The 10730-nt window shown below is 50.1% G+C and carries 18 protein-coding genes; all 18 read right to left on the reverse strand.

The window, feature by feature from the left end; all coding sequences use genetic code 11:
• Nucleotides 1-619: 619 nt before the first annotated feature.
• The gene (locus J3482_RS21665) at nt 620-1570 is read right to left on the reverse strand and encodes a helix-turn-helix transcriptional regulator (RefSeq protein WP_328702757.1); all 951 of its coding nucleotides are present in this window, start codon (nt 1568-1570) and stop codon (nt 620-622) included.
• Nucleotides 1567-1866 (reverse strand): hypothetical protein, encoded by a 300-nt coding sequence (locus J3482_RS18565; RefSeq protein ID WP_206922894.1) that lies wholly within the window; start codon nt 1864-1866, stop codon nt 1567-1569. Before J3482_RS18565 ends, J3482_RS21665 begins: the two co-directional genes overlap by 4 nt.
• 37 nt (nt 1867-1903) lie before the next feature.
• Nucleotides 1904-2296, reverse strand: a complete 393-nt coding sequence (locus J3482_RS18570) for a helix-turn-helix domain-containing protein (protein ID WP_236018384.1) — start codon at nt 2294-2296, stop codon at nt 1904-1906.
• A gap of 73 nt (nt 2297-2369) precedes the next feature.
• On the reverse strand, nt 2370-2540 hold the full coding sequence (locus J3482_RS18575; protein ID WP_206922895.1) for a hypothetical protein: 171 nt from the start codon (nt 2538-2540) through the stop codon (nt 2370-2372).
• A gap of 12 nt (nt 2541-2552) precedes the next feature.
• A complete protein-coding gene (locus J3482_RS18580; RefSeq protein ID WP_206922896.1) occupies nt 2553-2990 on the reverse strand; it encodes a hypothetical protein in 438 nt (145 codons plus the stop codon).
• A 113-nt stretch (nt 2991-3103) separates the two neighbouring features.
• Nucleotides 3104-3826, reverse strand: a complete 723-nt coding sequence (locus tag J3482_RS18585) for a hypothetical protein (RefSeq protein WP_206922897.1) — start codon at nt 3824-3826, stop codon at nt 3104-3106.
• A gap of 9 nt (nt 3827-3835) precedes the next feature.
• Entirely contained in the window at nt 3836-4609 is a 774-nt protein-coding gene (locus tag J3482_RS18590; protein ID WP_206922898.1) for a phosphoadenosine phosphosulfate reductase family protein, read from the reverse strand.
• A gap of 100 nt (nt 4610-4709) precedes the next feature.
• A complete protein-coding gene (locus tag J3482_RS18595) occupies nt 4710-5375 on the reverse strand; it encodes a Csf3-related protein (RefSeq protein ID WP_206922899.1) in 666 nt (221 codons plus the stop codon).
• On the reverse strand, nt 5356-6384 hold the full coding sequence (locus tag J3482_RS18600; RefSeq protein ID WP_206922900.1) for an RAMP superfamily CRISPR-associated protein: 1029 nt from the start codon (nt 6382-6384) through the stop codon (nt 5356-5358). The genes J3482_RS18595 and J3482_RS18600 overlap by 20 nt, the downstream gene beginning before the upstream one ends.
• Nucleotides 6371-6853: a hypothetical protein gene (locus tag J3482_RS18605; RefSeq protein ID WP_206922901.1), complete on the reverse strand. Its 483-nt coding sequence runs from the start codon at nt 6851-6853 to the stop codon at nt 6371-6373. Before J3482_RS18605 ends, J3482_RS18600 begins: the two co-directional genes overlap by 14 nt.
• A gap of 4 nt (nt 6854-6857) precedes the next feature.
• Nucleotides 6858-7271: a hypothetical protein gene (locus J3482_RS18610; RefSeq protein WP_206922902.1), complete on the reverse strand. Its 414-nt coding sequence runs from the start codon at nt 7269-7271 to the stop codon at nt 6858-6860.
• Nucleotides 7268-7918, reverse strand: a complete 651-nt coding sequence (locus J3482_RS18615; protein WP_206922903.1) for a hypothetical protein — start codon at nt 7916-7918, stop codon at nt 7268-7270. The genes J3482_RS18610 and J3482_RS18615 overlap by 4 nt, the downstream gene beginning before the upstream one ends.
• Nucleotides 7919-7992: 74 nt before the next feature.
• Nucleotides 7993-8367 (reverse strand): RusA family crossover junction endodeoxyribonuclease, encoded by a 375-nt coding sequence (locus J3482_RS18620; protein WP_206922904.1) that lies wholly within the window; start codon nt 8365-8367, stop codon nt 7993-7995.
• Nucleotides 8364-8495, reverse strand: a complete 132-nt coding sequence (locus J3482_RS21360) for a hypothetical protein (protein ID WP_268884588.1) — start codon at nt 8493-8495, stop codon at nt 8364-8366. The genes J3482_RS18620 and J3482_RS21360 overlap by 4 nt, the downstream gene beginning before the upstream one ends.
• A complete protein-coding gene (locus J3482_RS18625; RefSeq protein WP_206922905.1) occupies nt 8492-9079 on the reverse strand; it encodes a hypothetical protein in 588 nt (195 codons plus the stop codon). Before J3482_RS18625 ends, J3482_RS21360 begins: the two co-directional genes overlap by 4 nt.
• Nucleotides 9079-9444 (reverse strand): BC1872 family protein, encoded by a 366-nt coding sequence (locus tag J3482_RS18630; RefSeq protein WP_206922906.1) that lies wholly within the window; start codon nt 9442-9444, stop codon nt 9079-9081. The genes J3482_RS18625 and J3482_RS18630 overlap by 1 nt, the downstream gene beginning before the upstream one ends.
• A complete protein-coding gene (locus J3482_RS18635) occupies nt 9444-9710 on the reverse strand; it encodes a hypothetical protein (protein WP_206922907.1) in 267 nt (88 codons plus the stop codon). The genes J3482_RS18630 and J3482_RS18635 overlap by 1 nt, the downstream gene beginning before the upstream one ends.
• A gap of 504 nt (nt 9711-10214) precedes the next feature.
• Nucleotides 10215-10505 (reverse strand): hypothetical protein, encoded by a 291-nt coding sequence (locus J3482_RS18640; protein ID WP_206922908.1) that lies wholly within the window; start codon nt 10503-10505, stop codon nt 10215-10217.
• Nucleotides 10506-10730 lie beyond the last annotated feature (225 nt).

Genomic DNA, 10730 nt, shown 5'->3' on the forward strand with positions numbered 1-10730 from the left:
GTGACACGGCCAGTGAGTGCGTCATACACGAGTTCTTGATGATGCTCTGTTTTTGCAATGCGACGCATCGGACATGTGACACACATGCACTTGCCCATAGTTGGCGATATCAAGCGTAAATACGTACATGGATAACCTGCTTGGCATGGGTGCATGTGTACACCTCCAAAATATTTTTTGTTGTATGGCTCGGTTGTGAATCCCTGCTATCTGTTATCTGGTCGTCCCCTCGACTGTGATGCTTTCGTTCCTGCCGTTGGACACGCGATAGTTTGATGGCAATCCGTTCGCTCGTATAAATGGGGGGTGACTCGCGTGCCCAGCGCCAGAAACGAGTCTGGCGTACTACTCATCTCAGGAGGGACTGGCTCATCACCAGCGTTCGCGGCCCGATTGTTCAGACCGCCAACGCCGGGCGATGAGGGTTGCCCGACGTGTGCATACCGAATCCGATCTTGCGTCGCAACCACCTCCTGCTGATGGAGGTCGTCGGCGGTTTACTATGAGGACACAAAAAAGACGCCCTATGGATAGGCGTCTTTGCTTAGTGGTCCCTGATATCATATTACACTGGTTTTTAGGCTGTTTACTGTTGAGTCACTGTTGAACGACTGTTGTTTTACTGTTGATTTTTTGACCATATGTCCTCGACTGCACATCCCAGTTCCTTAGCTGTTTCTATGGCCTTCCCCAAGGACGGATTGTATGTTCCATCTTGCCAGCTTTTGATGAGCGTTGGCGATACGCCTATGCGCCTGGCCAACTCTTTTTGGGACATCTTTTGTTCCTGCATGCGTTGTTTCAGGCAGTTTTTCAGTATTTTCTCTTCGACCGCTACGCCAAGGAATTCTGTTAACTGCCTCATACCGCCAAATTCACGCAACACGGCCTTACGCCAACCCTCATCGTATTTTGCTAAGGAAGATAGTGTGATACCCGATTCAAGCGCTTTACTTGCAGTATCTAGGATGAGTTCGCGTGTCCACGCACGTTGTCTATTGGTGGCATTTGACATATATTCAATCTCCGATAACGCTGCGTCTAAAGACCCAAAGTGTCCGTCGATGGCATGGTATAAGCGAGTGTCCAACTTAACCAGAGCCCGCACATCTATGCCGAGTGATTGCGCCTTTTTAAGATATTCAGTCAACCTTCCCTTCGCCCATGAGAAACGATCAACCTCGTCCGGTGAAATGCCGATGGATTCAAGAAAGTTTGCCCAGCTTTTATACTTGCTAACTATTGACCGATGTTCCCGGTAAAAATAGTGCTTGACCGTTGTGTCCGATATATCGGCCCCGGCCTCATATGCCTCTCTAATAAATTCGGAGAACGCTTCTTCGTCATGATATGCCCGTTCATATATATCAAGACTTACACCAGTGGCTATAAGTGCTCTATCCCATGACCCATGAGTGCGCCAAGCAGCAACGTAGGCACCTTTGTCTTCTCGTATCATATCTTTCGGGGAAACTGATAATCCTTTTGAAACCCTATCCTTGATGACCGCTTCCACTCGCTCTTTATACCAGTAACCAAGCGGCTTTCGTTTGAGTTTAACGGTTCTCACGCGTTGACAGCCTCTTTTGCCCGCTCCACGCTCAAATCGCCGTTAGCAACTTTATACCCGATAGTATCAACATAGCCGCCGATCTCTTCATCGCTCTGGGCGGCCTGCTCAGGCGTTATCCCTGCATCGGCCAACCTACGTGCATCGACAGCCTCAAAACACCGTGCCTCTAACCATGCGTCAGCTTCTTCCGGCGTAAAACCAGCGCGCTCCCACGACTTAACACCGTACTCTATATCGCCACCGTGCGCAAAATCTCCGTGTTTCTCAACAACATCCCTCATCGGTACTGCCATAACCGACACTCCCTCATATTAAGTGATATTGATCCGCCTAGGCATTATCCGTCCCATCCATCTGCTCATCACCACTAGTCCGTGGATTAGGCTGCGTGCCATCTATCGCCCACGTTTTACCCAGCTTTTTTGCTTTAACCTTACCTCTTGCACACAGGTTTTTTATATATCCTGGCGACAGCCCCCAACGCTCCGCTGCCTCCTCTGCTGACAAAACATTATCGAGCAGATTGTTTTGTGTGTAGTAGGCGTGTAGATACTGCCCAGTCAGTGGTGCGTCTGTAAAGTCCTCCGGGCTCATATCGGCCAGGATCTCACCAAACATATCCAGCAGTGCCAACTCATCGGGGCCAAACTTGTATGCATGCTCCATGAGTGCGGCGTGGATCTTAGCAAACGCTTTGGCCGGGGCTTTTTGATATCGAGCCATATCGATGCTCCTAGTTGACTCAACACATTGGCGATGGCGAGTAGCCGCCCGAAGGCGGCGTCGCGGTTACTCATCAGTGGTCGTTCCTCCAGTTTGTGATGATGTTAAGCATGGCTGCATCCGCCTCTTCAAAGGTTGCAAACTCACCTTTTTCCTGCACACCGTCAGTGATGGTATAGTAATAGTCACCCTTTTCATTTTCCCACTCACTTTTTACGACCTTAAAGTTTTGTACAATGGTCATCTTCATCTCTCCTTATGCGAATACGTTCCTGAGTGCTTTATGACAGCTAGCTTTCCACATCCCATTGCGGTGTTCGATAAACCATTTTGCGGATGTTACGCTTTCCACTTGCTCAAGAACAGATTCCAACTCTTTTTTTGCTGCTTTCAGCATCGGCGTCTTATCTCTGTGTTGCAAAGCTCTCATCGGAGACAAGATGGGTGACGACTCTGATGCGATATTCTGAGTTGCGATTCGGATGTAATGCTTCAGTTCACTGACGATCTCTGCGCGAATCTTTTCGGCCCATGCAATCTGTTTCTCCGAACCTACCAACTCCACCATCTTAGTCGCTCCTTTCACGAGGGCCCAAGCCTGACGAAGAGCAGCTTTCCAAGCATCCATGGTGCGGATTCCTTTCTGCCGAAAAATCTCCCAAGCCTTTTTCATTGCTTTTGCCGCCTTCGTCATCTTGTATCTCCTCCTTAGTGTGCGTCACCGCATCTGTTGATATAACTATATCATGCATACACATGTACGTCAACGCACATTTAGATTTTTTTAAACTTTTAATAAAAAGGCAGTCAGCATAAGCCGACTGCCCACTTATCAAACTGATGTAGTGCATCTCTGCGACTTGTTCTGTACTCCTGTGGAGTGAGAGGCACACCGTTCCTGGCCGCTCTCTCCTGCGTTTCTTTCTCCGACTTACCTAACACGTACTTGTACCATAGGATAGTCCACCACTCTGGATAGTATCGGTGCAAATCATCTAGCGTTTCTTTGATGATTCGTTTCCGTTTCGATAATATCGGCAGGCGTTCGCGCGCGGCCTGGATATATGCCTCTCGTTTGATTGCCAGACGTTCCGTGTCCGTGAGTTCCAGGTATTCCTCTGGATCCCCGTATCGCTCCCGCAGCAACTTTATCGCCATATCGATGTGCTTTTCATGCTCGCTTGCAGCATCCTTGATATCTGACAACCTACGCACCACGCGGTATGTAGCCGCGTACCGAAATTCGTCCGGCGATACATAGGTTTGGATAGTATCGACTACTTTCTTAGTCTCTGTTGGCAACACGTCCTGTTTTAGGATTCTGCGGACAATCGGGTCATCATCACGCGGCGCTGACGCGGTCACCGACGGCTCAATCGGCAAGTTATCTCCTCGCGCATGAGCCTCTGTCACCCTGATCTCACGGTCGATGGTGTAGTACTCGCGTAGGCGGGCGATAATCCACTTTTCGCGCTCCGTAAACTGTTCAGCCTCGATAGGCAGAGTTTGTTGGTCATCTGTGATTTTCATCCGATCACCTCACACATATCTGGTTGCCGCAGGAAACTTTTTGCAAAACTCTCGCCATACATCCGGATAGTGACGTTTCACAAAAGCCCATCTGCCATGTGACAGCGTGCCATCTGTTGAACCAGCATAAGCGCCGACACGTATTGCTTCGCGACCACCAGGCCATTCTTTATCATACACAGCGTTGTATGGTATATCTTCAGATACGATATAGGCCCATATATCAACAGGGTGCCAGGTTGCCAACGGTATCGCATGATATAGATCGTCATAGGCGGTGTGGTAGATGTGGCCGCGAACACCAAAGTTTTTGGTCCGAAACTTGCTCTCTTGCGCTCTCAACCCGATAAAGGCAAGGTCATATCCTTGCTCTCTCAGGAGTTTCGCTGGCTCTTTTATGAGGATGCGTGACATTTCTCCCTTGGCGAGTTGTCGAACCATCTTCTTGCCGCTGAACGCCCCCACCATCTCATACAACTCCAACATGTTGTAAGCAGGCTCGACCCACTGTACATCCAAGCCATCATCGATCAAATGTTCAATGAATGCGATAGTATCCGGAAACTCGGCACCAGAGTCAAAAAACGCCGCCTCTATATCCGGTTTTTGCCTACGAACGAGATCCAATAAAACCGTGCTATCTTTGCCACCCGAAAACGATACATAAGGTTTTTCTGACATCTGGAGCGCCTCTGCTATCGCCTCGTTTGCCCGCTGGAGGCGGCGATGATACGCCGCGCTCCTGGCATGCAGTAAGTATCTCTCTCGTTCATCAGGTCTCATCGTTCGCCACCTGCACTTGGGCCGTCTCCATCTTTGTACGTCACGGTTGCCACAGTGGATTTTCGACGGGAAACTTTTGAACTCTTTTTAGCCAAGGACATCACCCCCTCTCAGCAAAACAAGCTAACTCTTCACAACCTTCTGGCCATGTCACTAACATATGGTTACTGCGCTCCCAGTAGGGAGGGCGTATAGCCAGCACATCTGTTCCTGCATCACTTGGGATGGGTCTTAGATGGGACTTATCTACGTCTGACGGTGTGACAGTCCACTCCCGGATCTCTCCATATCCTTGACTACGTTTTTTCCCGATATGTGTGATATTGGAAAGTAGGTACTCTATCTCTTGCGCATCTCCAACGCAGTACCATGTCAGTTTAGCGATCAGATATGTCACCACGGGCATCCGATAGTTTTTATATCGGCCAGCTGAAGTGTTGACTTTTTCTCGGCGCCCCTCAAAGTCGGCATATGTCTCTGCGTGTTGTGCGTCAAAGCGCTTGTGCCAGTAGTTTGTTCGTTCTCCGACCGGTTTCCCGCAAGCAAATGAACACGCATAGTACCAGTTATCGTCATCACCTATACGTTTCAAAGGGATCGGTGGGTGATAGATTTCACCCTCTAGCCCGCTGGTTGTCTTGGCTAAAAGTTCTGGTCTGTGTTCGAATATCCAACTCCACGCCAACATACTATCCAACGGGAGATATAAATCACTTGTCGCAACACGTCCATCTGTTAAGAAAGCCTCAACCTTTAGCGGCTGCAAGGAGACCCACCAACCCTTCCTGATTGTCGTTGAGATATGCGGTATACTGGCTCAAAAAATCATCATACATAGCCTTGCTCTGTTTGGCCGTCTCGCCTAACTCAAGGCAGCTTGGATGGACTTTCACAAACACTTCTTCCTCACCGCCGAAAGGTTTCCATGTGATATCCGCCGCGCAGAGTCCAAAGCCAATTCGGGTTTGACCGCCGATGTATGGCGCAGATGCCCACTCATGGATGGCGGATACTAACGCTCCCATCTCTAGTTCCGTCAGGGCTTGGACAGATGTTTGTTGCCACAATCGGGAACCGGCGCTCAAACACTCCATCGTATACCGCATCTGTTGTGGTTTATCTTCCTTTTCCGATTTGGACTTGGCTTTTGTTTTCGGTTTCGGGTCATCCAACAATCCTAGTTGTCCACCTGACTGCTCCGCCTCCAGCAAACGTACATCTTCATCCGTCTGTAGATATGTGGACAAGTTGTTATCTTTCGCGTCATCCTTTCGACTGTGACTCCGTTCGGTGGTCATCTGCCGCCAGCTTACCGCTCTCTCGTTGCGTAGCGACTCGGGCAATAGGTGTTGTACCTCTCGACTCAGCGGATATGCATCACCGACCGATATTTTCCCAGGCAACAACTGGTTCCCTACGCCACCACCGAAAACAGACAGTAACGGCAATCCCTCGCGAATGCGCTTGGCCTGCTCAATATCGATAGATTGATCCCCACCGATGGATCCGCCTGAAAACAACAGATAAAACAGTTGCAGCGGGATGCGAAGTGAAGACCCGGCGCCTAATATATCGAGCAGATATTTCGCTCCAGCATCGCGTAGTGCACCGCGCCACGCGTTTCCGTGATAGACAAACACCTCGACAGGCTTGCCATCCGGGTCTAAGATGTCCTGTGTGTCCAAGTAACTATCAGGCCCATGTGACTTTCCGATATGACTGAGAGGCGCTAAAAGAGTAAATACTGTCTCCAACCGTCCTTTAAACTTCAGCATCTATGATATCCTCCTCTTTGATCAATCCGCGTGCCTCTAGTGGTTTTTCGCGCTCTAGGCGATCTCTGACCAAGGCGATAATCAGTGACGTACGCTTGTACAGCCTATCCAACACAACAATGTGGTCTGCGTCCTCCAACAGTTGCGTCCAAAACACTCTTCTGCCTTTATCCTCGATCTGGATGATCTCGCCTGTAGACCGATCCGCATGCATCGTGATGGTGTTTCCACTCCCGTCCCACATCCATCGCGGTTGGATCGTCGCGCACTGAAGTTTAGGTTTTAGACGTTCTATGAAGTCGTTCAGATCCATAGCCCGTTTCGAGCTAGACTTTACAGCTTGTTCGACTTGCCCCCACACCGTGGGGCTTATCTTGAATCGTTTTGTGTCGCGCGAACGCCATATCCCATACACCAACAGAGCTCCAACTGCTGCGTTTTCGTCTGATGTATCAAACCCATAATACATACGCTCAACTCCATCTTTTTGTAATATCTTCTACAGGCTTGCGCATAACCTGCGCACACTCCTCGGGAGAGTATCCAAAACGTCGCAAGATACGCAGGCGGTGACTATCTTTATTGCACCACCGTCTGCCGTGCCATGACATCAGGCGCGATAGGCGTTCTTGGTCTCCGATCACTGTGATCACTGACTTCCACTCTTTCTCGCCATGTCCAACCACAACTGTGGCGTGCTGGCCAGCGAACTGCACTGCGTATAACAGCGCTTCATCGCGCCAATCCACGTCATCTGGGAGTCGACTGCATACATGTTGTGCCCAACTGATGATCATATCGTCATCCCATGTTGGATCGAGTCTCTCACGGAACCTGGATAGTGCATGTGGAGTGACAAAGACCGGATTCTCAACTATCTGTCTCATCCAGTTTCTCCCTTCTGCGCCACGAAAAGTACCAGCTCCAAAAGTCTCGATCCCCGATGTGGACTAACCAACTCTTCATCTGCTTCCCACTTGTCTATTCCGTGCGCAATCATCTTATGTGACTGATACTCACCTGAGGCGATCTCGTCTTTCGTAAAGGTTTGATAGAGTCGCTCGACGGGTTCAAGAAGTGTGGAAAATTCTTGCGGACGAAACCGCATCTTGCGCTCCTCGAACATCAGTACCCAGTCACTAAGCGACATACCTACCTGTGCCTTAAAGTGCAACCATTTCTGGCCGCTCACGGCGATGATCATGATGTACGGAGCCGCGCTTGGGCCTTGTAACAAAACTTCCCGTATGCGTTGGCGGCTCAACGCCTCAAGGCTGCTCTCAGTGCCATAAAATGAGTACAGGCGTGTATCAAACTTATAAGACAGTGCCCATGTGCAGTAGTCGCATACCATATCACTGGTTGGACTCTTTGCCCAAGATTGATCTGTGAACGTCGCCTTAATGACCTTCTTTTTTGCCGTTCCAGTCCCATATGCACCGCATAAATAACAACTGCCTTCCTTGTCGCCAGGGACTAGCGGCTGATAACTCACACTTTTGCCGCTTGGCACCACAATTGGTGTAGATGCCATGGCTCCCTCATACATGATCTGCGTTGCAGATTTCACTTTTTCACCCCTTCAGAAGGTTGGGAATATGCTGTGGACTATTCGATTACCTCAATCTCTATCTCCAACCGCGGATTCTGCTTGTCCACTTGGAAGTCCATCACCTGAGGCAGAACCCACCTGTCGTCTTCCCACACCACGCCCGTCAGCGCGTCCTGAAGCAGTTTCAGCGGGTTGTCCTGGTCGTGCCGGCGTCTGTCACCCCAGTAGTACCAAACTTTCAGCGCTACCTTCGTCCCGTTCGGCACCATCTGCTGACGCCGCGCCATCATCCACGCCTTTGCTTCCCACGCCGCCTCACGTTTGAATGCCATAGCCTTGGATGTCGGTACCCGCATGCGCCGTCCGGCCTTGGTGAAATTGCGATAGGCATGATTGACGCTGGGTGGTAGCGGCAGGATTAGGCGAGTCACTTTGCATCCTCCCGTCCGCGCTCTATGATTGATCGGCGCTCGTTCCAGCTGCCTACGATGTACCCACAGATCCCACAGGCAGCCATCATCACGCAGCCTACGATGGTCAAGATGGTGTATCCGTTCATTCTGTTACCTCCTGTTCCGATCGGTTCTGTTCTAGCGCGGCATACAGTTTATCCATCGCGCGGGTATCCGCCTGATACACGTCATGTGCTCCGAACGGAACAGTTTCAATAGCGTTCCATGCGGCTTCCTCAATCTTCCGCAACCGTTCGATCTCAGCATCCTTCTCTGCTATCGTCTGATTGGCTGCGTCCAAGCGGTCCAACAGTCGTAACATGCCATCGCCTGTATAAATAGATTCCCAACGGAATCGCTCAAAACACTTACGTAATTCTGCGTCTGTCACTCTGACCGCGTCCCTTCCATCGGATATCGTCCGCATGTTAGACAATGCCATTTTCCGTTCAATCACATCTGCCAACCTGAACAGAATGGGTGGTAGAGGGCGGACTACGAACAGACCTTCGATGAGTTTTTCATTCACAAATTCGTGTCGCATAATATTGGCTTCGGGGTCGTCAAGAGGTGCCTTCTTTAGACATGACACATGAACATAACAATCAAACTCAAAACTAAACAACCAGTCGTCTCCTTTGTCCGAATGACAAAACCAACATCCACCAAGGTTTGGTTCAACTCGCTCCATCACACATCTACTCCTTTTGCACGTAGCGCTGCGAGGCTGATTGCTTCGGGTGCCGAAGCACAAGTTGTGCACTCCACCTGACCATCTGCATCACTTAGACCGACCGTCACTCCCAATGCTGGTTCTGATAATTCGATGTCGACGTAGAACCGAGTACGTAGTTGTTCCACCACTTCCCACGCTGCAGATATGTCTGTGGTGTAGCTTGGAACACCCCCTCGATTAACCCCGCTCCATATGTCGTCTCCACCGTCCCACGAGACCAATAGTCCGTCGTAGCTAACCACTTGGTACCCCATCACCTGCTCAGCTACCAACGCATCCCTCTGCCGTTGAGTCATCGTCGCCCAATCGTACTGTGCCATTAGGATTCACCTTCCTCTCCAAACATCATCTCAGCGAGTTCATCCACATATCCTTGTGCGTGATTGCGTTCCATACGTAACCGTTCAATCTCCGCCCTGGCTTCCTGTAGGTCTGCGATAAGGTCAGGAATAGCTTCACGTGATATTTTTAATGAGTGCGCAAACCACCAATCATTCGGTAAGGTTTCGTGCTCATTCCATTCAACCCCCTCAGATTTGTTAAACGCATCCATCAGTTTTGCTAACCGTTCATCTGTTACTCTCATCCCTATCTCCTCGCTTTCCATCGCACTCGATATCGTCCTCGACTTGTCCTGGAGACCACCGTGATGCTTGCTCTAGGCAGCTATCCGTATCGATTAATTGAAAATCCGACTATGATCTCACACGTCGTGGGAACGGCAGTTCTAAGTTCGGTTCGCAGCCGATTTGTCGTTCCCACCACGTCCCCAGTTACTCAGCAACTGCACCGTCTCACCCAAACTCATAATCTTCAGACCCAGTGCTTCGACATACTATGCACCCGAGACTGGATATACTAGTCAACGTGTCTCGGGAAGGGCAGCGATTGTGGCTGCCAGTGCCGTCAGCGTAGGTGGGGCTGACGGCGTACCATCCAATAGTCACTCATCCTTCTCACTCCTCAATCCCTCGACTTGACCTATACAGCGGCCACGGTAGTTTCCATCGTCGGTACCATTCCGCTTTACACTCCTCTACGTGCATCCCCTTGGCGATAAACCGTTCAAGCTGGCAACAGGCGACGTTACTTAGCCACTGCATTCGGTCCATTCCTCGTCTTCCCAGCGACTCCATGTGTCGTGAATCGGTTGAAGTTTTTCAATCAACTCGTGCCATGTTGCTTCAGGCACTGATATACCCGCTTCTGACTTAGCCATCGGCAGAAGGGATGCACTCGCGAATTCTTCAAGCGCCGTGAGATATTCCAAACTCACCATGATGCCGTCACCGTTTTCCTGAGCATCCTTTTCCAAATGCCTTTTGTGCTGTTCGTCTAAATATTTCAAAACCGAACCAATCTGATCTGGCACTTCACTCATCCATCTCACCCTTTCAAGCTCCGAACTATCTTGTGATTCCTTTGCACATAGTCGTAAAGTGGTGCGCACGTGGGACAAAAGTCATGCCCCGCAAAACTGATCGCGCACTCTTTGCATATCGGGCTGTCGCAGGTTAAAGTCATTGGCCCGAAGTGTTTTGGATGCGACGTCGAGATGTAATCCACAACAAAGTCACACAACTGAGTTGCCTCGTTCCTCTTACAA

The sequence above is a fragment of the Alicyclobacillus suci genome (assembly GCF_017329615.1).
In the GTDB taxonomy this organism is placed as follows: domain Bacteria; phylum Bacillota; class Bacilli; order Alicyclobacillales; family Alicyclobacillaceae; genus Alicyclobacillus; species Alicyclobacillus suci.

What these genes read in the sequence shown, in the direction of transcription:
- J3482_RS18605 (WP_206922901.1), bottom strand. Translation starts at nt 6,853, where the DNA reads ATGTATTATGGGTTTGATACATCAGACGAAAACGCAGCAGTTGGAGCT.
- J3482_RS18600 (WP_206922900.1), bottom strand. Translation starts at nt 6,384, where the DNA reads ATGCTGAAGTTTAAAGGACGGTTGGAGACAGTATTTACTCTTTTAGCG.
- J3482_RS18590 (WP_206922898.1), bottom strand. Translation starts at nt 4,609, where the DNA reads ATGAGACCTGATGAACGAGAGAGATACTTACTGCATGCCAGGAGCGCG.
- J3482_RS18585 (WP_206922897.1), bottom strand. Translation starts at nt 3,826, where the DNA reads ATGAAAATCACAGATGACCAACAAACTCTGCCTATCGAGGCTGAACAG.
- J3482_RS18615 (WP_206922903.1), bottom strand. Translation starts at nt 7,918, where the DNA reads ATGGCATCTACACCAATTGTGGTGCCAAGCGGCAAAAGTGTGAGTTAT.
- J3482_RS18610 (WP_206922902.1), bottom strand. Translation starts at nt 7,271, where the DNA reads ATGAGACAGATAGTTGAGAATCCGGTCTTTGTCACTCCACATGCACTA.
- J3482_RS18575 (WP_206922895.1), bottom strand. Translation starts at nt 2,540, where the DNA reads ATGACCATTGTACAAAACTTTAAGGTCGTAAAAAGTGAGTGGGAAAAT.
- J3482_RS18640 (WP_206922908.1), bottom strand. Translation starts at nt 10,505, where the DNA reads ATGAGTGAAGTGCCAGATCAGATTGGTTCGGTTTTGAAATATTTAGAC.
- J3482_RS18625 (WP_206922905.1), bottom strand. Translation starts at nt 9,079, where the DNA reads ATGGAGCGAGTTGAACCAAACCTTGGTGGATGTTGGTTTTGTCATTCG.
- J3482_RS18635 (WP_206922907.1), bottom strand. Translation starts at nt 9,710, where the DNA reads ATGAGAGTAACAGATGAACGGTTAGCAAAACTGATGGATGCGTTTAAC.
- J3482_RS18570 (WP_236018384.1), bottom strand. Translation starts at nt 2,296, where the DNA reads ATGGCTCGATATCAAAAAGCCCCGGCCAAAGCGTTTGCTAAGATCCAC.
- J3482_RS18630 (WP_206922906.1), bottom strand. Translation starts at nt 9,444, where the DNA reads ATGGCACAGTACGATTGGGCGACGATGACTCAACGGCAGAGGGATGCG.
- J3482_RS21360 (WP_268884588.1), bottom strand. Translation starts at nt 8,495, where the DNA reads ATGAACGGATACACCATCTTGACCATCGTAGGCTGCGTGATGATGGCT.
- J3482_RS18580 (WP_206922896.1), bottom strand. Translation starts at nt 2,990, where the DNA reads ATGACGAAGGCGGCAAAAGCAATGAAAAAGGCTTGGGAGATTTTTCGG.
- J3482_RS18565 (WP_206922894.1), bottom strand. Translation starts at nt 1,866, where the DNA reads ATGGCAGTACCGATGAGGGATGTTGTTGAGAAACACGGAGATTTTGCG.